The sequence below is a fragment of the Clostridium sp. CM042 genome, assembly GCF_055080995.1.
The window spans coordinates 43,062-65,161 of sequence record NZ_CM143646.1; the positions used below are offsets into that span (position 1 = coordinate 43,062).

The window sequence follows — 22,100 nt, forward strand, 5'->3', positions numbered from 1 at the left end:
GGAATGGGGAAGTTATTTTGAAAGAATTGACACAACAATTAGTTAGATTCAAGCAGGTAACTATGGAACTTATTAGATCACTGCAGCAGGACAAAATTGATAAATTAGATGATTTATTAGATAGTAGACAAATGGTTATTGAAAATATGGAAAAATTGCAATACACTACCGAAGAATTTTCGAATATATGTGATGAACTGGATATAATAAAGGTGCAGCACGAATTATTAGAATTGATGCAAACAAAGAAAGAAAGTACAAAGGAAGAATTAAATAAAATACAAATAACTAAAAATGCTAATAATAATTATAATAAAAGTTTTTATGTTAATTCAAGCATGTTTAATAAGAAAATATAGTAAGTATGAATAAAAGATTGAAATCAACAAATTAGTTTTAAAAAAACTATAAAGTATATAATTAAGTCTACGATATAAGTAATAGAAGTTGAAAATATAAATTTATAAAATGATAGATAGCCAAATGGCTTACTATAGATACAGTGCGCAAGGAAGTGCACTTTAAAAATCAAGGAGGAATTTATTATGATAATCAATCACAACTTAGGTGCAATGAACGCTAATAGAAACATGGGTATAAATGCAGGTGCCGCAAATAAATCAATGGAAAAACTATCTTCAGGTCTTAGAATTAACAAGGCTGGAGATGACGCTGCAGGTCTTGCTATATCTGAAAAGATGAGAGGACAAATAAGAGGACTAGATCAAGCTGGAGCTAATGCTCAAGATGGTATATCTCTTATGCAAACTGCAGAAGGCGCATTAAGTGAAACACATAGCATACTTCAGAGAATGAGAGAATTATCAGTTCAATCAGCTTCAGATACTAATACAGCAGAAGATCGTGTTAATATACAAAAGGAAACTACTCAATTAGGCGAAGAAATTAAAAGAATTTCAGACCAAACTGAATTCAATACAAAGAAACTTTTAAATGGTAACATGGGTTCTGCAGTTTCAACTTCTGTAGTTCAAGTACAAACAGGAACAATGGAAAAAACAATGGGGGATGCTACTGCTTTGTCTGATTTGAAGGACTTAGCTGGAAATAATCTTCAATTAGCAGTAGGTGATGAAATAACTGTTAGTTACTCAGTAAATGGTACTGCACATTCAACAACTTATACTATAAATGATCTTACCGAAACATTAAAAGATATAACAGATAAAGTCATATCAAAAGATCCAACCAATATAGCTTCAATAGAAACAGTTGACGGTAAAACAACTGTAACTGCAAAGAATGCTGGTACTGCATCTCAAATTAATGGATTATCTTTTGAAGTTAAAGACATTTCAGGAGTTAGAAAAGAAGCAGCTTCAAATGCATTATCAAATATAGAGGTAACTACAGAAGCAGCTGATTTAAGAGCAGATGGAAGTGCTAATTTTCAAATCGGTGCTAATCAAGGACAGACGTTAAATCTATCAATTGAAAATATGGGTGCTGAAGCATTGGGAGTTAGAAACCTACAAGTAGGAACTACTACTGAAGCAGCTACAGCAATCAAAGTATTAGATGGCGCTATAGCAAAAGTTTCTGGTGAAAGAGCTAAGCTTGGTGCTTATTCAAATAGATTAGAGCACACAATAGCTAATTTAGGAACTTCATCAGAAAACTTAACATCAGCTGAATCAAGAATTAGAGATGTTGATATGGCTAAAGAAATGTCAACATTCTCAAAGAACAATATTCTTAATCAAGCTGCGCAAGCTATGCTTGCTCAAGCTAATCAACAACCACAACAAGTTCTTCAATTATTAAGATAATTGATAAACTTATAAAAGAAATACTAAGGAGTCAGGGTGAAAGCTCTGGCTTCTTTTTTCAAAATTAAAGAAAATTTAGTCAATCTTCCTGCAAAATAGTACCTGCTATCTGATGGTTTATGTCAAAAAATAACAAAATAAAAAATAATGATAAAAGTAGTATATGAGTATTTTTTACAATAGGAGGTGATTTCATGAAAGTAGGAGGGCATAATATTTTAGGTTCCTTAAATTCACTATCTAAGAATATAAGAAATTCATCAGAGGCAATAGGCAAAGTTTCTTCAGGAAAAAGAATAAATAAGGCTGCTGATGATGCATCAGGATTATGTATTTCGGAAAGTTTTAAAGCTCAGGTTAGGGGGTTATCGCAGGCTGAAAGAAATATCCAAGATACTGTTTCCATGCTTCAGGTTGCAGATGGAGCTATGGATGAAATAACAGCTTGTTTACATAGGATGAAAGAACTTTCTGTGAAGGCATCCAATGGAACATTAATAAATAAAGATATGGAAATGGTGGATTCAGAATTTCAACAGCTAAAAAAGGGTATAGATGATATTGTTAGTAATACTGAATTTAATAGCATTAAGCTATTAAATGAGAATAAAGAATTATCTATACAAACAAAAGATAGACCATACACAACTTATATGATTAGCTTGTTTGATGTAAGTACAAGTAGCCTTGGCATATCGGATGCTTCGGTTTCAAATTGTGGAAATGCACAGGAATCTATATTTAAGATTGATAATGCATTAGAAAAGATTACATCATATAGGGTATCAATAGGTGCGGATTCAAATAGTCTTCAACATGCTTATAATGATACAACCAATTCAAATTATAACTTAACGGCTTCATTATCTAGAATAGAGGATATAAATATGGCAACTTCTTTTATGAAGTTTACGAAGGATAATGTTATTACTCAATATAGTGAGATGATGGCTACATCATTAAAACAAAATGCGGAAAGCGCAAATGCATTATTAAATAAATGGTTTGAGAGATAAGGAGAAGGCGTTTCCTATAATTGATAAAATTAACAACAGTGGGGCAGGGGAATATTTCCTCTGGCTCTTTCGTAATGTTAAAGTAAGGTATGAGCAAATAGTAGCAAGCTCAGTCATTTTTCACTTTCAAGGGCAACTATGACTTGGAAAAAATAGCGAATGGGAGGTGTTTTGATGGACATAGGAGCACTATCAATGGTAATGAGTCAGTCAAAGGTGCAACAATCAGCTGGTATAGCAGTGATGAAAATTGCTATGGATATGGGTAAGCAGTCCGCTACTCAGATGACAGAAATGATGGGTAATGTTGCGGTAGATTCAAATGTAGGACAGAACTTGGATGTAAGGGCATAGAGAACCAATGTTATTGGTATGGTGGCAGATATAGCTTTTAGAATGGCAGTGTTAAATCCATTTTTAGAGGGAAATGTTATTAAAGAGATTACAGGAGTGGTATTGATAGATGAGATAGATTTACATTTACATCCTGAATGGCAGCGTAAAATTATTGGAGACTTAAAAAGAGTGTTTCCTAAAATACAATTTATGGTAACTACACATTCGCCATTTATAATACAGTCTTTAGAAGAGGGAGAATTAATTAATTTAGATTGTACCAATGATAATGTAGGATTTTCAAATTATACAAACATGAGTGTAGTTTAACAAGTTGCTACAGGTTCAGAGCTTTCAATAGAAAAAGTCATAGAATTGAAAAATAAAATGAAAATAGACGATTGATGCGCTTATTTATTTCCTTCTGAAATGTGGTTAAATAAGCTTATTAATCGTCTATGATTATTTATTATTAAATTTTGATGTTTTATTATGAAGTTTAATTATACTTTAGAGTTTTCCAATATTTATTTTATTAATTTTAATTTCTTACTCATTTCTATTATTCTATTATCATTATTGCAAGTTTTCATAGAAAGATTGTTAATATCAATTTGCATGTTATCAACCTTATCCTCTATAATATTAAGTTTTTCTGTATTTGTTGTGTATCCGTCATATAATGAACCTATTTTAGTTTTTATTTCCCCATCCACTGTTACTCCAAGTTTTTTTATCTCACTTTCAACATCATCAAGTCTTTTCTCAACACCATCAAATCTTTTCTCAACACCATCAAATCTTTTATTTGTATCTGTTTTAAAACTTATTAACTCACCATACATTTTCTCTAATAATTCAAAAGTTTTATCCACCATAATAACACACTCCCTATACCTTTATTGTACTATTATACACTACTTAACCAAATTTATGAATCACATAATTTTTTCCACTCAGCCAAGTAGCAAGGCATCCCGTTGGCCTGCCAAGCAACCCAAGAATATAAAATTTGCTGGTAATGTAAAAAACAACATTTACTAATGAGTACTCATTTTTTTTTAGGGTTTATAGAAATTTATATAAAGTTATTGATTCTTTAAACGAAGTAGTAAGTGAAGAATAATTAAAAAAACTTTAATGGAGTTGATTTTATGAGATTAAATAAGAATATGGCCTCTTTAAATATATATAAATCGTATAGCAAGAATCTTTCTAAGCAAAGTTCAGCCTTAGGGCGAATATCCTCTGGTGTTAAGATAAGTAGTGCCAAGGATAATCCTAATGCAATTGCTCAAAGCGAGAGATTTAGAATGCAGATAAGAGGGCTTCAAATGGCAGCAAGAAATACTCAAGATGGGATTAGCATGCTTCAAACCACAGAAGGTGGTCTTGAGGGTATTACTAATAGCTTACAAAGAGTTAGAGAATTATTAGTACAAGCTGGAGGGGCTACAACTAAAACGGATAAAGAAAATATCCAAAAAGAAATAAATCAAATGTTAGATGGAGCAGATGATCTTGCCAATAATACTGAGTTTAATGGAGTTAAGCTTTTAGTTGATAAGCAGGTTGAAGGTAAACCTGCTAATGATAATAAGGGTTCAGTTTTTATAGAAACAGTTACAGGTGCTAATGTAGGAGAAAAAATTAAAATACCAAAATACAATTTAACTACAGAAGGGTTAAAACTTAAGACTGAAGGTGTAGTTAAGATAGATGTGAATAATATAGGTGATTCTCTAAAACTTGTAGACAAAGCTATTGATACTGTCATCAGTGCTAGAAGTAAATTTGGAGCCTTAGAGAATAGATTTGAAAGTAGCTATAATTCTATAATTGAGATGGCAGATAAAGTACAATCCGCTGAGAGTGGTATAAGGGATACAGATATGGCAGAGGAAATGATGGAATATTGTAAGTATAATATTCTTATAGAGGCTGGAACAGCTATGATGGCTCAATCAAATAAAATTCCACAGGATGCACTAAGAATATTAGAGAATGTTAGAAGTAGATAAATTAATTAAGATAAAGTAAAGGATCATATAATTATATTAATAACTAAAGGAGGCTTGATGAAAATCAAGCCTCCTTTAATTATAAGTCACATCAAAATAAACACGTTGGTTTTTCCGACTTGTTTTTTTATTTTCATGTGACGATACAATCAACATATAGACAAATTAAAACAATAATATAATCATGAAATGTAAATAAAAGATGAATATTACAATAGTTACTGGTAAATAAACATAGGCAGTGAAGTAGCATTTTAATTGTGAAATTGGGTACTTTAAATTTTAAAGTAATTATTGGTAAAAATTAATGAAAATTAATGAAAAAAATACACATTAAGGTAGTAAAATGGTATATAATAGACATGCATGGTAGTATATATTAGATTGAAAACAAATTTAGCTATTAATAGTAAAATATTAGGTTTGGAGAATTAATTTCGCATTATATGTCTAATTGGTATATTAAGGGGGATAAAATCGTGAATGTAAATGGAAGTTCTATAAGTGAAGATACTTACAACTTATTGAAAAAGGGTATGGATGCTTCCGCACTGAGAAGTAAAGTTAGTGCAAATAATATTGCAAATATTAATACAAAAGGTTATAAAAAGCTCTATGTTACATTTGAAGATACATTAAATGGTAGCATGGGTGAAGATACAATGAAAACTAATAATAGTAAACATATGCAAACAGGCAGTAGCAGCGGAGATATTACAGTAAAAAGAGAAGAGAATACCAGTATGAGACAAGATGGTAATAACGTGGATGTAGATCTAGAAATGACTAATCAGGCTGCAAATACATTAATGTATAATGCTCTGGTTAAGCAAGTTAACAGTAAATTTTCACTTACAAGTTATGTTATAGGAGGAAAATAATAAATTATGAATAATGTTTTTAGGGGAATGGGAATAAGTTCTAGTGGACTAACGGCAGAAAGACTAAGGATGGATACAATAGCTTCTAATGTAGCAAATGCAACTACTACTAGGGGAGAAGATGGAAAACCATACATAAGAAAAATAGCTGTATTTCAGGAAAATTTGCAACAAGAATTAGATAAAACTAGTGGATCATACAAAACAAGCTTTAAAGGTGTTAAAGCCGTTGGAATTGAAAATGATGATTCACCTTTAAGACGTGTATATGATCCATCACATCCTGATGCAGACAATGAGGGATATGTGACTATGCCTAACGTAAATATTACAAATGAAATGGCAGATATGATTGCTTCTACAAGAGCATATGAGGCAAATGTAAATTCTATAAATGCTCAAAAGAGTATATTTTCTAAAGCTTTAGAAATAGGTAAATAGGAGGATGATTTATGAATATTAATGCTTATATGGGCAACACAAAAATAGCTAATGAACTTCAAAAAAACGAGTTAGAAGCTGATAAGAACAATGGTAATTTTCTAGATACTTTAAAAGAAAAAATAAATGAAGTCAATGATAAACAAATAGAAGCGGAAAATCTTACCCAAAAGTTTATAAAGGGTGAAGAAGAGGACGTACATAAGGTCATGTTATCCACAGAAGAAGCTAAACTGTCGTTAGAACTGGCAGTACAAATTAGAAACAAACTTGTAGATGCTTATGGAGAATTTAATAGAATGCAGATATAGTAAGGGGTGCAAAATATGAACAAGCTGCTTGAAATGAAGAACAAGCTTTCGCAAAGCTGGGGTAGTTTAAGCAAAAGTAAAAAAATAGCTTACAGTTTACTTGCGGGCGTAATAATAGTAGCTTTTAGCTCTTTTTTAATATTAGCATCTTCGACTAAATATGATGTGTTATTCTCAAATATGACACCAGAGGATTCAGGTGTAGTTGTAGCAAAGTTAAAAGAGAAAAAAGCTCCATATAAAATAACGGGTAACTCCATACTAGTACCTAAGGCAGATGTTGACAGCCTTAGAATGGAGCTTATGTCTGAGGTTAAGATTACAGAGGGAAGCAGTGGATTTGAACTTTTTGATAATGGTAAAATGGCGCCTACGGATACAGAAACTAAAATTATGTACCAAAGGGCTTTAGCTGGCGAAATTGAAAGAGCTATTAAGTCTTTTCCGGAGATTGAAGGAGCTAAGGTTAATTTGGTGTTGCCAGAGAATACAGCTTTTGTTCGCGAAACACAGCCAGCTAGTGCATCTGTTGTATTAAAACTTAAAGCAGGTACTAAGCTTGATAATGCACAGGTAAAGGCAATAGTATCGCTTCTAACTGGAGCTGTTGAGAACCTTCCAAAGGAAAATGTGAGTATAGTATCTGATAAATTTGAGCTTTTAACTGAGGGCTTATATGATGCACAAAAAGATACTGTAACTGGTTCTACAGATAAGCAACAACAGTTAAGAGCACAAATCGAAAAGGATTTAGAAGCAAAGATAATGAAGGTGTTAGAACCTATATATAAAACTGGAATAAGAGTTTCTGTTAATACAGAGCTTGATTTTGATGCAATTGAAAGAAAAAGTATTACATATGATGAAAAAAAGAAAGCAGTAGCAAGTTCGCATGATACTGAGACATGGAATGGAGGCACTAGCACTGGCTTATCCACTAGTCCTGTAGATGAAGCTTCAAAAAATACTTCGCCTACAACTACTAAGGATGGAAATATTGTGAATAAAGATAGTACAAAAAATTATGAAAACTCAAAAACAGAGGAAAACTTAGTGAAGGCACCAGGGGCAATTAAAAAAATTACTACATCAGTTGTACTAGATGGTAATTTGGATCAAACCACTAAAACTTCTGTAAATAATTTAGTTTCGCAAGCAACAGGATACTCTGGAGCGAGAGGTGACACTATAAGCATAGAAGGTTTGAATTTTGATAGCGCGAGTAAAAAAGCGGCTCAGCAAGCACTCCTTGATATAGAAAAAGCCGATAAAGCAGCAGCATCGAAAGCACTTTACACTCGCATAGCATATGGAGCTCTAGGTGTTATATTACTTGGTATAGTGATATTTGCGATTCGTAGGTCTAGTAAGAAGAAAGAAATAATTTCAGATGGCATTGGTTTGGCAATTGAAGATAATATCACTCCAAAGCAGCAAGAAGTATTTGAGCCTATTGATTTGGATTTTCAAGGCAATGATAAAAAATCACACGTTGAAAAACAAGTTAAGAAGTACGCAGAAGAGAAACCAGGGCAAGTTGCAGATATAATTAAGTCTTGGCTTACAGAAGATGAGAGGGGATAAATAGTGTCTAAAGGTGAAAAACTTACGGGGATTCAAAAGGCAGCTATATTATTTATAACTTTAGGTCCGGACGCATCATCTGGTATAATAAAAAAATTACCAGAAAAGGATATTCAAAGGATAACATATGAAATTGCTAATATAACTTCAGTTAAATCTGATCAAAGACAAGTAATTCTAGACGAATTTATGGAAATGAATAAAGCTAAGGATTTTCTTTTAGAAGGTGGAGTTGATTATGCAAGGAGTCTGCTTTCAAAAGCACTTGGAAGCCAGAGGGCCAAGGAGATATTGGACAAGGTCATGGAAGAAACACAACGATATAGGCCATTCTCCATTGCAAGGAAAGCAGAGGCACATCAACTTTTAAATGTTATAGCTAATGAACATCCACAAACAATAGCACTTATTATGTGTTACATGCAATCAGATAAGGCTGCTCAGATAATGGCGGAACTGCCTCTGGAACTACAAAGCGAAGTAGCTTTTAGAATCGCAACTATGAGTAGTATTTCGCCTATGGTTATTAAAGAAATTGAAAAAGTCCTAGATGGAAAATTATCTTCTGTTATTAGAACAGATAGTAATGTGGTTGGTGGAATTGAATCACTAGTGGATATTTTAAATCAAGTAGATAGAACTACAGAAAAGAATATTACAGAGGGCCTTGAAAGAGAAGATGGGGAACTCGCAGAAAAGGTTAAGGAATCTATGTTTGTATTTGAAAATATTGTCACATTGGATGATGTTTCAATACAAAGGATTTTAAGAGAATTAGATGCTAAGGATTTATCTCTTGCATTAAAGGGATGTTCAGAAGAAGTTGCAAATTCTATATTCAAAAACCAATCTAAGAGAGCAGCAGTAGCTTTAAAAGAAGACATGGAGTTCCTTGGACCAGTTAGACTTATGGATGTTGAAAAAGCACAACAAAAAATTGTTAGTGTTTTGAGACGTTTAGATGAAGCAGGTGAAATTGTACTTTCAAGGGGTGGTGAAGATGCGATCATCAATTAATGTCATAAAAAATGCAATGGTCATAAACCAGGGAAATAGAGAAATAAGTACTCACTTAAGTGAAGCATCCAAGGTAGCAATTATGGATGAAAATCCGGGTATTAATAAACCTAACATGGAAAGCTATGAAAATGTTGTTGGGAATATGTTAGAAAACGCAGGGAGAGAAAGCGAAAAAATTATTTCAAAAGCTTATGTAGAAGCGCAAGATATAAAAACACAGGCATTTAATGAGGGACTAGAACAGGGACAAAAGGAAGGTTATGATAATGCTTATAACGAGGCTATTAGTGGCGCAATGGATGAGGCAACAAAAGTGAGAGCTAAGGCTGATTCCATATTAAATGCAGCGAAAAGTGAGTATGATGGGTATTTAATAGAGAAAGAGAAACATATAAAAGACTTAGTTGTAACTATAGCTGAGAGCATATTAAAAAAAGAAGTAAAGGAAACCGATGCCTTAAATGAAATGATTTTCAATACTCTAAAATCTGAGAGAAACATAAAACTATATATTATAAAAAGTAATAGTTCTCATTTTGATACGATAAAGAGCCAAATTGAAAACTTTAAAAGTAAGCTCGCTTTTCAAGGAGATATATTTGTAATAGAGGATAATTTTTTAGATGACGGAACAGCTGTTATTGAAAAAGAAACAGGTAAAAGCATTGTAAGCATATCTTATGGCATAGAAAAAATATTAGAAATGTTTCAGGAAGAACAAATACAAACATAGAAGGGGCGAGCACTATTATGATAGCTCTAAATTTTGAGTATTTAATTAATAAAATTCCTGATATTAATTACACCTATTCCGAAGGTGTGGTAAAGAATGTTATAGGACTTACCATTGAAGTTCAAGGAATAACGGCCTTTGTTGGCGAAGTTTGTAAAATTTATAATAAATCAAATGAGCAGATTTCTTGTGAAGTTGTTGGATTTAGAGATAAAGATGTAATTCTAATGCCTCTCGGGGAACTAGTGGGTATAGCACAAGGATGTAGAGTGGTACCAACTGGAAGTCCACTAAACGTTAAATGCTCTGATGAATTGTTTGGAATGGTCCTAGATGGACTAGGCAACCCATTGAATGGTTGCGAAATTAGTAAATATACAACTTATTCTTTGAATGCGTCTCCACCAGATCCTTTAAAAAGGCGGAGGATAACAGAAGTTTTACCTACTGGTATTAGGGCAATTGATGGTTTTTTAACCTGCGGAGAAGGTCAAAGAATTGGCATCTTTGCAGGTAGTGGAGTAGGAAAGAGTACCACACTTGGAATGCTTGCAAGAGAAGCAAAAGCAGATGTAAATGTTATTGCACTTATTGGAGAAAGAGGAAGAGAAGTAAGGGATTTTATAGAAAAGGATTTAGGGGAAGAGGGACTAAAAAAATCAATTATAGTATGTGCAACCTCTGATAAACCAGCCCTAGTAAGATTAAAGGGTGCATTTACAGCTACAGCTATTGCAGAATACTTTAGAGATCAAGGAAAAAAAGTAATATTAATGATGGATTCAGTAACAAGATTTGCAATGGCACAACGAGAAATTGGACTAGCTATAGGCGAGCCGCCAGCTACTAAAGGATATACACCATCAGTGTTTGCAATGTTACCGAGATTAATGGAACGTAGCGGAATGTCAGATAAAGGTTCTATTACAGCCTTCTATACAGTGCTTGTAGATGGTGATGATTTTAATGAACCAATAGCAGATGCTGTTAGAGGCATACTTGATGGACATATAGTTTTATCTAGAACGCTCGCTTCAAAAAACCATTATCCAGCTATTGATGTTCTAAGTAGCGTTAGTAGATTAATGTCTGAAATTACTACAGTAGAACATAAACAAGCGGCATCTTTAGCAAGGGATTTGATGGCAACTTATAAGGATTCTGAGGATTTAATAAATATTGGTGCCTATGTAAAAGGTAGCAGTAAAAAAATTGACAATGCAATTAAGTATAATGATAGCATCGATTCCTATTTAAAACAGGGGGTAAATGAGAGTACAGAATTTAAAGGCAGTTTGGATATGCTAAAAAATATGTTTAATTAAAGTTTCTTAGGGAGGAGTTTTTAAATTGGCCCAAGGGTACAAGTTTAGACTGCAAAAGCTTCTTGATATTAGAAAAGATGTTGAAGATAAAAGTAAATTTAAATTTAAAAAAGCGCAAAGTGAAAAAAACATTGTAGAAGATGAGCTAAATAAACTAAAAGAAAAATATAAAATCCATAGAAATATAGATTCATATGAATCAGTTGTTCAGCAGAAAATCAAACAAAATTATTTAAATGCTTTAAATCTCTCCATTGATGAAACTGCAGTAGCTCTAGAAGATAAAGAAGAGATACTAGAGCAAAATAGACAAGAATTGAAACACTGCCAAGTTGAAAAGAAGACTGTTGAAATTTTAAAAGAAAATCAGAAGAGTGCTTTTTTAAAAGAACAAAATTCAATAGAACAAAAGACTAATGATGAGTTTGCACTTTATGCTTTTATTAGAAATAACCGTTAGGAAGGGAGGTGAAAAAGATGAACGTAAATGTTAATGTAATGAATTCTGCTACATCTAAAAAATACAATGAATACCAGGATTTGAACAATGTATGCGATAATAGTAAGTTAAAAATAATGAATTTCGCAGATATAGTTATTGATGCATTAAAACAAAATACTGAAAAATCGTCAAAAGAGCTGGTAGATAACGATAAATCTACCGAGGAAGTATTGCAAATTCAGCAAATATTACAATCTTTGAATCTTATGATTAAAAGTGATTACAAAGTTCCGGCTATTAAATATGAACTTAATTCCATTAATCTAGAACAAATTAGCGAAGAACAATTAACAGGAATAGGGAAATTGTCACCTGAAACCAGAAAAGCATTAAAGAACAATCTTAGTGAAATAGTTACTTTGCTAGGAAATTCAGAGGGGAATAATGAGACTTCTCATCAAATACTTGATATGCTGCAAAAACTAACTACTAAAGTTTCTGAGATAAAGGGAGATTTAAGCTTATTAAAAGCTCCGGGTATCAAAACTGTTACCTTAGATAGTCCATTTGTAGAAAAATTTCTTGGAAATTTGATTGGTGAAGATAGGGAAAAAATAAAAATACCAAATGAAGTTAATGAAAACCTCACAGTTGAAAGCAGTAATGTGAAGGGTTTGAACAACCTTTATGATAATAACAAGTTAAAAGAGAATATAATAAATTTTGTAGAGGTAGATATTGATACACTGAAACAAAACACTGTGAAATCGTCAAAAGAATTGATAGGCGAAGAACAATTAACAGGAATAGAAAAATTAGTACCGATGGCAAAACCCATATTGAAAAACAATCTTAATGAAATAGTTACTTTGCTAGGAAACTCAAAAGGAAATAACGAGACTAGGACTCAAATATTTGATGTATTACAAAAACTAACTACTAAAGTTTCTGAGGTAAAGGGAGATTTAAGTTTATTAAAAGTAGTTGATGAAAATCCCACAGTGGAAGTAAATACCGCAGAGAATTTGAACAACGCATACGACAATAACGAGCCTTCTCCTCAAATAGTCGATGTAGTGCAACAACTAATTACTGAAGTTCCTGAGGTAAAGGGAGATTTAAGCTTATTAAAAGTAGTTGATGAAAATCCCACAGTAGAAGGCAGTCTCACAGAGAATTTGAATAGCGCATACGATAATAGCAAGTTAAAAGAGAAGATAATAGATTTTGTAGAAGTAGCTATTGATGAACTAAAGAAAAACACTGTGAAATCGTCAAAAGAATTGGTAGGTGAAGGTAAATCTATCGAAAAAGTGGCCCAAATACAGCAGGTACTAAAATCTTTGAGTTCAGTGTTTCAAAGTGTAGACGCTACTAAAAATGAAGTTAATTCAATTAACTTAGAACAATTATTAGGAGTAAAGAAATTAACACCGCTAGCCGAAACTTTGCTAAAAAATAACCTTAGTGAAATAGTGAATTTTAGTGAAAAATCAGAAGGTAATAACGGAACTTTGCCAAAAGTACTTGATGTATTACAAAAACTAGCTACTGAAGTTGAAAGTTTAAAAGAAGATTCAAAATCATTAAAAGTTCCTAATTACCAAGTTTTTACTGGAAATAGTGAGGATAAATCAATTAAAGATAATGTACTGACAAAGCAAAGCATAAAGAATACATCCGGGATTGTTCCTATAAACCAATTGCAGAGTTCGGATAATACTGAGCAGGGCGATGAATTTTCGGAAAGTAGACCATTTGAGGAAAAATTTCTTGATAATTTGCTAGGTAAAGATAAGGAAGAAACTAAAATTTCAAAGGTAGTTAATTTTATGAACCAATTTGAAGCTGTAAAGAATGTAGACACAACTAAAGTACAAGCACCTAACATAACAATTAATAAAAATAATTTTGAAGTGGATGTAATTAAAACTATAAAATTTATGGAAATTAACAATATTAAGGATTTAATAGTGAAAATGAATCCTAAGGAGCTTGGAGAAATAACAATTAAGATTACTATGGAAAGTGGAATCATGAAGGCCAATATATCTGCTCAAAATAAGGAAACTTATAATTTGCTAAATCAAAATGTTCAGGATATTTGTGATAGGTTAAAAAGTATGGATATTAAAATCCAGAGCTTAGATATAAATGTGTATGAGGATTCAACATTTTTTAGTAAAGATTCTAGTAAGAAAAATAATGATGGTAGACGAAATAATAACTCAAAAACGAATAAGGATTTAGAAGTAGACGGAGATATTTCAACAGGAAATAACAATTTTATAGAAGAAAACCAGGTGAATAAATTTGTTTAAAAATAATTTAGTGTTGAGGAGTGATAAATATGCCTACAGATGAAGCAATATCATCACCTGCAATTAAATCAGGTGAAACCTATACCACGGCCAGAGCAACTGACAGAGGAACTAAAATTGTAAAGAAAGGTCAAGAGATGGACCAAAATTCTTTTTTGAAGATACTTTCTGCAGAACTTAGCCACCAGGACCCAACCAGTGCTAAGGATGGTACAGAATTTGTAGCTCAAATGGCACAATTCGCGTCACTAGAACAGATGTCCAATATAAATGGCACTATGACTTTTTCAGGTTCTACTGCATTAGTTGGTAAGGTGGTAGCGTTTGATAGTTATGATACAAAAGGAGTTCAATATGGGGGCACAGTCAAAGCAGTTTATAAAGATTCAGGTACAACATATATGTCAGTACAATTAGTAGATGGTACTATGAAAAATTTCCCGGCTGACACTTTATCAGATGTTATAGATATATCGGGTGCTAAATCGGATTATTTAAATAACAATACAGCATTTTCCGCTGCTATTAACTTAATGAGTAAAAAAGTTGAGACGGTGAAATTAGACGATGGTGAGGTATATTCAGGAACTGTTAAAAGTGTGTCTAAAACTCTAAATGGGATTAATCTAACTATAACTTATCAAGAAGATGATGTAGAAGTTACTAAGGATATAAACTATGATGACATTGCAAAAGTTGGATAAAAGAGTAATTAAGATGGTAAGGTGATGTTAAAAATGTCTTATAGAGTAGTAAATGGTAAACTATATTCAACTAGTGACTTTACTGAGTATTCAAATGTAGGGCCACAAAATGAAAAAGGTAAAGTTAATAAGGAACAAACAAATTATAGTAAGGATAAAAGTTCATTTAACAAAATTTTAGATAAACAAATTATAAAAGAACAAGGGTTCACCATATCAGCTCATGCAGCGCAAAGGCTTAATAGTCGCAATATTGATATCAAAGATGATGACATGAAAAAAATTAATGAGGGAATAAATGTGGCGGACAGTAAAGGATCAAAACAAGCTTTGTTATTATACAAGGATATGGCTTTGATTACAAGTATCAAAAATCGGACTGTAATCACCGCAATAGACAAAAATGAAAGTAAAGGAAAAGTAATAACCAATATAGATAGTGTAGTTATGATATAAGCCGGACCTTATTAGGGAGCTTAACTTTGTGGAATGACAGAAGCAAAGTGATAAAAAAATGGAGGTATTATTATGTTAAGATCATTTGATGCTGGGGTAAGTGGATTGAAAGTAAATCAGGTGAAGCTAGATGTTTTAGGAAATAATATAGCTAATGTAGGAACTACAGCTTTTAAAAGTTCAAGAGTCAGATTTGAAGATATGGTAAGTCAAAGTATTGCTGGGTCTACAGCTCCGGGAGCAAGTCAAGGTGGAGTTAACTCAAAACAAATAGGCCTTGGAGTGCAAGTTTCGGGGATAGATACTATGGTAGAGCAGGGAGCGATGCAGCCAACATCTAGAAAGCTAGATGTTGCTATTGATGGCGAGGGGTATTTAATGGTGGCTGGTGGATCAGTACCTACTACAAATGCTGGTGGTGCCAAGGTAGACCGAGCGAAACATACAGTAACTGCTCCTGGTGAAATGAAATTATCTTACACAAGAGATGGTGCATTAACTTTAGATGAAGCGGGTAATTTATTAAATTCAGACGGATTAAGGGTACTAGGATATTCTGTTAGTGACAGCACAAATTCAAGTTTAACTTATAGTGGTGGGAAGTCTATTTCAAAGTTTGTTGATGCAAATAGCGGAAATTTAAAACCAAGTGCAACACTAATCCCTCTTGTTATACCAGATAAAATTGGAGGTTCAAGAATCTCATCTTATTCAATAGAAAAGGATGGCCAAATAAAAGCTGTTTTAGAAGATGGTAAAGTGGCAGTCATTGGTCAAATTGCAACAGCGTCTTTTAAGAATTCAGCTGGACTCTCGAAAGTTGGGGGTAATTTATTTCAAGAGACATTAAACTCTGGAGATGCAGTAGTAAGATCAGGTGTTGGAACTGCAGCTGGTACTGACAATAGCGCAGGATACGGAGTGGTGTTTTCGGGAATGCTCGAAATGTCAAATGTTGATTTATCTGAGCAGTTTACAGATATGATAATTGCTCAAAGGGCCTTTCAGGCATCGGGTAAGTCAATTACAACAGGAGATGAAATGTTACAGGATTTAATAGGTTTAAAGAGATAATAAAACAGAAAGGCTTAAACAAAAAATTATAATTACAGATAAATTATATTGAAATAAATAAAAAAGTGGAGGTATTATTATGTTAAGGTCATTTTATTCTGGGATTAGTGGGTTGAAGGTAAATCAGGTGAAGTTGGATGTTTTAGGAAATAATATTGCTAATGCAGGAACTACATCTTTTAAAAGTTCGAGAGTTAGATTTCAAGATATGGTAAGTCAAAGCATTGCTGGATCTACAGCTCCTGGAGCAAACCAAGGTGGAGTTAATTCAAGACAAATAGGTCTTGGAGTACAAGTTTCTGGAATAGATACTATGATGGCTCAGGGAGCGATGCAACCAACATCTAGGAATCTAGATGTTGCTATGGATGGCGAAGGCTATTTAATGGTTGCTAAAGGTGAAACACCTAAAGGATCAGCAACGACTACAACAGTTATAACTGCTGCTGATGCAGCTGCAGCTCTAGCTATCAATAATGCTGCTGCTGCAAAATTGGCGGCTGACCCTGCTATTAATGCAGCAGCTGTTGCAGCAGCTACTGCTAAAGCTGCTATTAGTACCCTTGCTACTGCTAAAGCTGTTGCTGCGGCGGCAGTTACTACCAAGGCTTCTGCGAATTATGCAAATACTACTGCGGCTAGCAAAGCGATAATAGCTGCTGAGGCTGCTAAAGCTGCGGCAATTGTGGCAACAGCTGCAGCAAAAGCTGCAACTGAAGCTACTAATAAAGCTGATGCTACGGCAGCAGTCGCAGCAACTGCTACTGCAGCTGATGCGGCTGCAGCAGTTGTGGCAACTGCTGCGATGACTGCTGCAGAAAAAGCTGCGACTGCTGCAGAAAAAGCTGATGCGGATAAAGAAGCTGCTGAAGTCGCAGAAAAAGCTGCTAAAGAAGCGCTAGATGAGGATCCCGGTAATGCAGAGTTAATTAAGGTTGCGGCGGATGCTGCTAAGGATGTTGTTGATACTACTAAGATTGCGAAAGATGCTGATGATGCTAAGGTTCTTGCTGATACTGCTAAGACTGAGGCTGATACTGCTAAGGGTATTACTGCTGATACTGCTAAAAAAGCTACTGCTGCTGCTAAGATTGATGCTGATGCTAAGGCTATTACTGATGCTGCGAAGACTGCTGCTGATACTGTTAAGACTGCTGCTGATATTGCTAATACCACTGCTGATGGTGCTGCTACAAAAGCCGCAGATGCGTCAACAGCTGCAGATGCAGCTGATAAAGTAGCAAAAGAAGCTGTGATTGAGGCAACTGCGGCTAAGGATATTGCGGATACTGCTAAAACTAATACTGCAGCAGCGGCTGTACCTTTTGAAGCAGCGTTAAGAACAGCTGATGCAACAGCTGTAAGAGCAATAGCTGCAGCTAAAGCTGCGACCATACCTTTAAATACAGATACAAAAGGTGTAGATTTAAACTATGATTATTCTGTAAGTAATAATACTAACGGAGTTGGTTTATCTTACACAAGAGATGGTGCTTTAACTTTAGATAGGAGCGGTAACTTATTAAATTCCGATGGATTAAGAGTATTAGGATATGCGGTAAATGATGGTAAAAATGCAAGTATAGATTATGATAATAATGGTAACCCCTTGATGAAATTTGTTGATGCAAACGGCTCAAGCTTAAATACAGAACGAAAACTAGTTCCTCTTGTTATACCAAATGAAATTCAAGTTACTCTTCCAGAAGCTAGAATTGTTAATTCTGATGGTACTATTACTTATACTGAGGCGTCAACAAGAATCTCAAAAATTGATACTTTTTCAATAGAGAAGGATGGATCAATTATAGCTGTTTTAGAGGGTGGTAAAGTGGCAGTTCTTGGGCAAATTGCAACATCGACATTTAAGAATCCAGCTGGTTTAACAAAAGTTGGAGGAAATTTATATGAAAATTCATCAAATGCTGGAGATGCAGTAGTAAGGACAGGAACTGGTGCTGCTACCGACAATAGCGAAGGATACGGGAATATGCTTCAAGGAATGCTCGAAATGTCAAATGTTGATTTATCGGAGCAGTTTACAGATATGATAATTGCTCAAAGGGCCTTCCAGGCATCTGGTAAGTCGATTACCACAGGAGATGAAATATTACAGGAGTTAATAAATCTAAAGAGATAGTATAGAAATAAAATTTGTAATAGGTCTCAAATACTATAGTATTTGGGACTTACCAAATTTTTTAAGTTTATAAGTTTATAATACATAATATACCATACCATAGGAGGTTGTATGATAGAACTTACAGGTTTAAATAAACAAGAATTTATCTTAAACGCTGATATTATTGAAAAAATTGAAAAAGTACCAGAAACATTAATAACTTTAATAAATGGTAAGCGGTACATTGTGCTTGAGAGTACAGAGGTGGTAATTGATCGAATACTAAAGTATAAAAAGAAGATATTTACTGGGGAGTTTTAGGAGGCAATGGCATGAAGAAACATGATAGTTTGACAAGTATTGGAATCGTAATAGGAGTTGTTTTGATTGGATGGGGTATGTCAGCTGGTGCAACTAATTTAAAAGTATTTTATGATTTCGCTTCAATCCTAATCACAATAGGGGGATCATTTGCGGCACTACTTATAGCTTACCCTATTTCGGCGATGAAGAAAGTAATGAAGGTTCTTGTACAATCTTTTAAAGAAAGTACAATGTCTAGTACAGAGATTATTAATAGCTTTACAAATTTATCTAAAAAAGCAAGAAGGGAAGGACTTTTATCTCTTGAAGATGAGATGGTACAATTAACAAACGAGTTTTTAAAAAAAGGACTTCAAATGGTAGTTGATGGTCTTGAACCTGAAACAATAAAGGAAATTATGGAACTAGAAATAGGGGAAATGGAGAGGCGTCATACTGATGGTGCGAATATGTTAAAAGCTTGGGCAGCTTATGCACCGGCCTTTGGTATGATTGGTACCCTTATAGGGCTTATTCAAATGCTTGCAAATTTAAGTGATTCATCAGCATTAGCTTCTGGTATGGGAAAAGCATTAATAACTACATTTTATGGTGCATTACTTGCAAACTTAGTATTAATTCCTATGGCACAAAATTTAAATTATAAATCTAGCATAGAAGTAAATAATAGGGAAATGATGCTTGAGGGAATACTTTCAATTCAATCTGGAGTAAATCCGAGAATTGTTGAAGAAAAATTAACCTCTTACTTATCACCAGATGACAGAGCTAAATTTATTAAAGATCAAGACAAAGATAAAGAAGCTGGGGTGAAGGATAATGTCTAGAAAAAAAAGTGGTGGCGAGGAGATGCGAACAGATGCTTGGATTGCTACTTTTTCGGATACAATGACACTTCTTCTAACTTTCTTCGTCTTATTATATTCATTTTCAACAGTTGATGCGGCAAAGTTTAAACAAATTGCGTCTTCCCTTCAATCAGTACTCACAGGTGAAACTGGAAAAAGTATATTAGATTTCAATGTAAAAAATGGAGAAGTCCCATTAGTTGGTGAACCAGTACCAACTACAACACCTAGTAATAATACAGAAGATATTTATAAAAAGGTTGAAAGTTTAATAAAAGAGAAAAAACTAGAGGACACTGTATCAATAAAATCGGACAGTAGAGGAGTTATAATTCAACTTAGGGAAAACATTATATTTGAAAGTGGAAAAGCAGAAATTATAGATAAGATTAAACCAGTACTAAATTCAATAAATGCTCTACTATCTACACTACCAAATGATATAGTAATAGAGGGGCATACAGATAACATACCAATTAGTAATTATGAATATAAAAATAATTGGCAATTATCTTCTGCTAGAGCTTTGAATGTACTTGAGTATTTTGTTTCTATTAAAGGACAAACTCATCCTGAACGATTTAAATCCGTTGCCTGCGCTGAATATCAACCTAGTGTACCCAATAATAGCGATGCAAACAGAGCCTTAAATAGAAGAGTAAATATTTTAATTGTTGCAAATAAAAAGGAGGACATTAAAAAATGAGTGATAACCCTAAAAAAGGAAATACTTTTAAAATTGTCATTATACTTTTGCTATTATTAGTTGTAGTTGGAGGCGCTGCCTTTGGAACCATGTATTTTATGGATAAAAAAAGTACAAGCGCCACGGATAAGTCAGCTAAAGCTAAGGAAATTAATGAGATCACTTATCCATTAGAGGAATTCTTAGTAAATCTAATGGACGAGGATGGAAAGCGGTATCTAAAGGTGAAGGTTGTTATTGGGTATGAAGAGAATAAGGATTTAACTGCAGAACTAGAAATAAAAAAGCCCGTTATTAGGGATATAGTCAATACGACTTTGAGAGCAAAAAAAACTACAGATTTTAGTGCTACAGGTCTTGATACTATAAAGGGTCAGCTAATTGCTAACATAAATCCAATTTTAACTAAAGGGAAAATTTCTCATATATATTTTAATGATATTTTAGTACAGTAGGTGATAAAATGATAGATGGAGAATTTTGGATATTGATTTTAAAAATTATATTATTTTTACCTGTGATATTACTTCTAATATATGCATCATTAAAATACGGTGGTAATAAACTTCAAAAATTGCAAGATGGTAGATATATGAAAGTGTTAGACAGGGTTGCGCTGTCTAAGGAAAATAGCATTATAGTTGTGAAAATTGGTGAAAAAGCATATGCGGTATCTTCTAGTTCAAAGGGAATTAATATTTTATTTGAATTACCTGGGGAAGAAATTATTACCATTGAGAATAGTAAAGAGATACCTCAATATGAAGACATGAAGGAATTATTTAAAAAACATATTATAAAAAAGGGTGTTAAAGATGAAAAGAAAAAATAAAAACTTGTTTATTTTTGCTTTGGTTATGGTAATAATGGGGATTGTTACATTAAAAGTTGTAAATGCGGCGCCACTGCCAATACCTAAAATTAATATTTCAGTTGATAATGCAAATACGCCAACTGAATACGTTGACAATATTAAATTATTAATGCTTCTTACAGTACTTACTCTACTGCCGTCAATTATTATAATGACTACTAGCTTTGTAAGAATTATTATAGTGCTATCCCTGTTTAAAAGTGCTATTGGAATTCAGCAGGCAATACCAAAAGAGGTCATAATTGGACTTGCACTATTTTTAACATTTTTTACAATGGCGCCAACATTTCAGAAGATTAATAGCGATGCTTTAACCCCTTATTTGAATAATAAAATAACTCAACAGGTTGCAATTGATAAGGGGACGAGGCCCATGAGAGATTTTATGTTAAAACAGACCAGAGCCAAGGACTTAAAACTCTTTTTAGAGGTAGGAAAATTAGAAGATACTGTTAAAAATGAAATTGATGCAAAAGGTAATGTAGTAATGAAAGATGGAAAGCCAAAACTCACCTATGATAAAGTGCCCCTATATGCAGTGGTACCTTCTTTTATAATTAGTGAACTAAGGCGAGCTTTTGAAATGGGATTTTTGTTATTTATACCTTTTATTATAATAGATATTGTTACGGGTAGTATTCTTATGGCTATGGGAATGATGATGCTGCCACCAGTTATGATTTCTTTACCATTTAAATTATTGCTATTCATTATGGTTGATGGGTGGAATTTATTGGTGAAATCATTGATTATGAGTTTTAGTTGAGGTGA

Annotated in this window: 26 protein-coding genes; 25 read left to right on the forward strand and 1 reads right to left on the reverse strand. The window is 33.3% G+C overall.

Translation table 11 applies throughout. From position 1 onward, the window contains the following. Positions 1–17 precede the first annotated feature (17 nt). From ACWJJ7_RS00235 to ACWJJ7_RS00255, 5 genes are all read left to right on the forward strand, one after another. Positions 18–359, forward strand: a complete 342-nt coding sequence (locus tag ACWJJ7_RS00235; protein ID WP_462963392.1) for a hypothetical protein — start codon at positions 18–20, stop codon at positions 357–359. Between the two features lie 186 nt (positions 360–545). Beyond that, on the forward strand, positions 546–1,790 hold the full coding sequence (locus ACWJJ7_RS00240; protein ID WP_462963393.1) for a flagellin N-terminal helical domain-containing protein: 1,245 nt from the start codon (positions 546–548) through the stop codon (positions 1,788–1,790). Between the two features lie 194 nt (positions 1,791–1,984). Next, on the forward strand, positions 1,985–2,806 hold the full coding sequence (locus tag ACWJJ7_RS00245; protein WP_462963394.1) for a flagellin: 822 nt from the start codon (positions 1,985–1,987) through the stop codon (positions 2,804–2,806). Positions 2,807–2,980: 174 nt separating this feature from the next. Then, complete coding sequence (locus tag ACWJJ7_RS00250; protein ID WP_462963395.1) at positions 2,981–3,160, forward strand: YjfB family protein; 180 nt, start codon at positions 2,981–2,983, stop codon at positions 3,158–3,160. An 18-nt stretch (positions 3,161–3,178) separates the two neighbouring features. Then, on the forward strand, positions 3,179–3,472 hold the full coding sequence (locus tag ACWJJ7_RS00255; protein WP_462963396.1) for an AAA family ATPase: 294 nt from the start codon (positions 3,179–3,181) through the stop codon (positions 3,470–3,472). 197 nt (positions 3,473–3,669) lie between these two features. Here the strand turns inward: ACWJJ7_RS00255 and ACWJJ7_RS00260 are convergent, their stop codons facing one another. Then, positions 3,670–4,020 (reverse strand): hypothetical protein, encoded by a 351-nt coding sequence (locus ACWJJ7_RS00260; RefSeq protein WP_462963397.1) that lies wholly within the window; start codon positions 4,018–4,020, stop codon positions 3,670–3,672. Positions 4,021–4,296: 276 nt separating this feature from the next. Here ACWJJ7_RS00260 and ACWJJ7_RS00265 point away from each other — a divergent pair, with 276 nt between their 5' ends. From ACWJJ7_RS00265 to fliP, 20 genes are all read left to right on the forward strand, one after another. Continuing rightward, on the forward strand, positions 4,297–5,163 hold the full coding sequence (locus ACWJJ7_RS00265; protein ID WP_462963398.1) for a flagellin N-terminal helical domain-containing protein: 867 nt from the start codon (positions 4,297–4,299) through the stop codon (positions 5,161–5,163). Positions 5,164–5,642: 479 nt separating this feature from the next. Next, complete coding sequence (gene flgB, locus ACWJJ7_RS00270; protein WP_462963399.1) at positions 5,643–6,044, forward strand: flagellar basal body rod protein FlgB; 402 nt, start codon at positions 5,643–5,645, stop codon at positions 6,042–6,044. 6 nt (positions 6,045–6,050) lie between these two features. Next, a complete protein-coding gene (flgC, locus tag ACWJJ7_RS00275) occupies positions 6,051–6,485 on the forward strand; it encodes a flagellar basal body rod protein FlgC (protein WP_462963400.1) in 435 nt (144 codons plus the stop codon). Between the two features lie 11 nt (positions 6,486–6,496). Continuing rightward, positions 6,497–6,796, forward strand: coding sequence for a flagellar hook-basal body complex protein FliE (fliE, locus tag ACWJJ7_RS00280; protein WP_462963401.1), 300 nt, complete (start codon positions 6,497–6,499; stop codon positions 6,794–6,796). Positions 6,797–6,811: 15 nt separating this feature from the next. After that, on the forward strand, positions 6,812–8,380 hold the full coding sequence (gene fliF, locus ACWJJ7_RS00285) for a flagellar basal-body MS-ring/collar protein FliF (RefSeq protein WP_462963402.1): 1,569 nt from the start codon (positions 6,812–6,814) through the stop codon (positions 8,378–8,380). Positions 8,381–8,383: 3 nt separating this feature from the next. Further along, positions 8,384–9,397: a flagellar motor switch protein FliG gene (gene fliG, locus ACWJJ7_RS00290; RefSeq protein ID WP_462963403.1), complete on the forward strand. Its 1,014-nt coding sequence runs from the start codon at positions 8,384–8,386 to the stop codon at positions 9,395–9,397. Then, positions 9,381–10,133: a FliH/SctL family protein gene (locus ACWJJ7_RS00295; protein WP_462963404.1), complete on the forward strand. Its 753-nt coding sequence runs from the start codon at positions 9,381–9,383 to the stop codon at positions 10,131–10,133. The genes fliG and ACWJJ7_RS00295 overlap by 17 nt, the downstream gene beginning before the upstream one ends. Positions 10,134–10,150: 17 nt before the next feature. Further along, positions 10,151–11,458, forward strand: coding sequence for a flagellar protein export ATPase FliI (gene fliI, locus ACWJJ7_RS00300; RefSeq protein WP_462963405.1), 1,308 nt, complete (start codon positions 10,151–10,153; stop codon positions 11,456–11,458). 25 nt (positions 11,459–11,483) lie between these two features. Then, positions 11,484–11,918, forward strand: a complete 435-nt coding sequence (gene fliJ, locus ACWJJ7_RS00305) for a flagellar export protein FliJ (protein ID WP_462963406.1) — start codon at positions 11,484–11,486, stop codon at positions 11,916–11,918. A 17-nt stretch (positions 11,919–11,935) separates the two neighbouring features. After that, complete coding sequence (gene fliK / locus ACWJJ7_RS00310) at positions 11,936–14,221, forward strand: flagellar hook-length control protein FliK (protein WP_462963407.1); 2,286 nt, start codon at positions 11,936–11,938, stop codon at positions 14,219–14,221. A 29-nt stretch (positions 14,222–14,250) separates the two neighbouring features. Then, positions 14,251–14,925, forward strand: a complete 675-nt coding sequence (locus ACWJJ7_RS00315; protein ID WP_462963408.1) for a flagellar hook capping FlgD N-terminal domain-containing protein — start codon at positions 14,251–14,253, stop codon at positions 14,923–14,925. 33 nt (positions 14,926–14,958) lie between these two features. Next, on the forward strand, positions 14,959–15,381 hold the full coding sequence (locus ACWJJ7_RS00320; RefSeq protein WP_462963409.1) for a TIGR02530 family flagellar biosynthesis protein: 423 nt from the start codon (positions 14,959–14,961) through the stop codon (positions 15,379–15,381). A gap of 72 nt (positions 15,382–15,453) precedes the next feature. Further along, a complete protein-coding gene (locus tag ACWJJ7_RS00325; RefSeq protein WP_462963410.1) occupies positions 15,454–16,455 on the forward strand; it encodes a flagellar hook-basal body complex protein in 1,002 nt (333 codons plus the stop codon). Positions 16,456–17,260: 805 nt separating this feature from the next. Further along, the gene (locus ACWJJ7_RS00330) at positions 17,261–18,595 is read left to right on the forward strand and encodes a flagellar hook-basal body complex protein (protein WP_462965048.1); all 1,335 of its coding nucleotides are present in this window, start codon (positions 17,261–17,263) and stop codon (positions 18,593–18,595) included. A 111-nt stretch (positions 18,596–18,706) separates the two neighbouring features. Beyond that, positions 18,707–18,898, forward strand: a complete 192-nt coding sequence (locus ACWJJ7_RS00335) for a flagellar FlbD family protein (protein WP_462963411.1) — start codon at positions 18,707–18,709, stop codon at positions 18,896–18,898. An 11-nt stretch (positions 18,899–18,909) separates the two neighbouring features. Continuing rightward, on the forward strand, positions 18,910–19,728 hold the full coding sequence (locus ACWJJ7_RS00340) for a motility protein A (protein ID WP_462963412.1): 819 nt from the start codon (positions 18,910–18,912) through the stop codon (positions 19,726–19,728). Continuing rightward, positions 19,721–20,455 carry a flagellar motor protein MotB gene (locus tag ACWJJ7_RS00345; RefSeq protein WP_462963413.1) on the forward strand — a complete coding sequence of 245 codons (735 nt, stop codon included), beginning with the start codon at positions 19,721–19,723 and terminating at the stop codon, positions 20,453–20,455. The genes ACWJJ7_RS00340 and ACWJJ7_RS00345 overlap by 8 nt, the downstream gene beginning before the upstream one ends. Further along, a complete protein-coding gene (locus ACWJJ7_RS00350) occupies positions 20,452–20,910 on the forward strand; it encodes a flagellar basal body-associated FliL family protein (protein WP_462963414.1) in 459 nt (152 codons plus the stop codon). The genes ACWJJ7_RS00345 and ACWJJ7_RS00350 overlap by 4 nt, the downstream gene beginning before the upstream one ends. An 8-nt stretch (positions 20,911–20,918) precedes the next feature. Further along, positions 20,919–21,287, forward strand: coding sequence for a flagellar biosynthetic protein FliO (gene fliO, locus ACWJJ7_RS00355; RefSeq protein ID WP_462963415.1), 369 nt, complete (start codon positions 20,919–20,921; stop codon positions 21,285–21,287). Continuing rightward, the gene (fliP, locus tag ACWJJ7_RS00360; RefSeq protein ID WP_462963416.1) at positions 21,271–22,095 is read left to right on the forward strand and encodes a flagellar type III secretion system pore protein FliP; all 825 of its coding nucleotides are present in this window, start codon (positions 21,271–21,273) and stop codon (positions 22,093–22,095) included. Before fliO ends, fliP begins: the two co-directional genes overlap by 17 nt. The last annotated feature ends 5 nt before the right edge of the window (positions 22,096–22,100 follow it).

Excerpts from the sequence above, each read along its gene's own strand:
- ACWJJ7_RS00325 (WP_462963410.1), top strand. The coding sequence starts at position 15,454 with ATGTTAAGATCATTTGATGCTGGGGTAAGTGGATTGAAAGTAAATCAG.
- ACWJJ7_RS00350 (WP_462963414.1), top strand. The coding sequence starts at position 20,452 with ATGAGTGATAACCCTAAAAAAGGAAATACTTTTAAAATTGTCATTATA.
- ACWJJ7_RS00250 (WP_462963395.1), top strand. The coding sequence starts at position 2,981 with ATGGACATAGGAGCACTATCAATGGTAATGAGTCAGTCAAAGGTGCAA.
- fliO (WP_462963415.1), top strand. The coding sequence starts at position 20,919 with ATGATAGATGGAGAATTTTGGATATTGATTTTAAAAATTATATTATTT.
- ACWJJ7_RS00345 (WP_462963413.1), top strand. The coding sequence starts at position 19,721 with ATGTCTAGAAAAAAAAGTGGTGGCGAGGAGATGCGAACAGATGCTTGG.
- ACWJJ7_RS00240 (WP_462963393.1), top strand. The coding sequence starts at position 546 with ATGATAATCAATCACAACTTAGGTGCAATGAACGCTAATAGAAACATG.
- ACWJJ7_RS00315 (WP_462963408.1), top strand. The coding sequence starts at position 14,251 with ATGCCTACAGATGAAGCAATATCATCACCTGCAATTAAATCAGGTGAA.
- fliF (WP_462963402.1), top strand. The coding sequence starts at position 6,812 with ATGAACAAGCTGCTTGAAATGAAGAACAAGCTTTCGCAAAGCTGGGGT.
- fliE (WP_462963401.1), top strand. The coding sequence starts at position 6,497 with ATGAATATTAATGCTTATATGGGCAACACAAAAATAGCTAATGAACTT.
- ACWJJ7_RS00295 (WP_462963404.1), top strand. The coding sequence starts at position 9,381 with ATGCGATCATCAATTAATGTCATAAAAAATGCAATGGTCATAAACCAG.
- ACWJJ7_RS00340 (WP_462963412.1), top strand. The coding sequence starts at position 18,910 with ATGAAGAAACATGATAGTTTGACAAGTATTGGAATCGTAATAGGAGTT.
- ACWJJ7_RS00245 (WP_462963394.1), top strand. The coding sequence starts at position 1,985 with ATGAAAGTAGGAGGGCATAATATTTTAGGTTCCTTAAATTCACTATCT.
- ACWJJ7_RS00255 (WP_462963396.1), top strand. The coding sequence starts at position 3,179 with ATGGTGGCAGATATAGCTTTTAGAATGGCAGTGTTAAATCCATTTTTA.
- fliI (WP_462963405.1), top strand. The coding sequence starts at position 10,151 with ATGATAGCTCTAAATTTTGAGTATTTAATTAATAAAATTCCTGATATT.
- fliK (WP_462963407.1), top strand. The coding sequence starts at position 11,936 with ATGAACGTAAATGTTAATGTAATGAATTCTGCTACATCTAAAAAATAC.
- ACWJJ7_RS00265 (WP_462963398.1), top strand. The coding sequence starts at position 4,297 with ATGAGATTAAATAAGAATATGGCCTCTTTAAATATATATAAATCGTAT.
- flgC (WP_462963400.1), top strand. The coding sequence starts at position 6,051 with ATGAATAATGTTTTTAGGGGAATGGGAATAAGTTCTAGTGGACTAACG.
- ACWJJ7_RS00320 (WP_462963409.1), top strand. The coding sequence starts at position 14,959 with ATGTCTTATAGAGTAGTAAATGGTAAACTATATTCAACTAGTGACTTT.
- ACWJJ7_RS00260 (WP_462963397.1), bottom strand. The coding sequence starts at position 4,020 with ATGGTGGATAAAACTTTTGAATTATTAGAGAAAATGTATGGTGAGTTA.
- ACWJJ7_RS00335 (WP_462963411.1), top strand. The coding sequence starts at position 18,707 with ATGATAGAACTTACAGGTTTAAATAAACAAGAATTTATCTTAAACGCT.
- ACWJJ7_RS00330 (WP_462965048.1), top strand. The coding sequence starts at position 17,261 with ATGACTGCTGCAGAAAAAGCTGCGACTGCTGCAGAAAAAGCTGATGCG.
- fliP (WP_462963416.1), top strand. The coding sequence starts at position 21,271 with ATGAAAAGAAAAAATAAAAACTTGTTTATTTTTGCTTTGGTTATGGTA.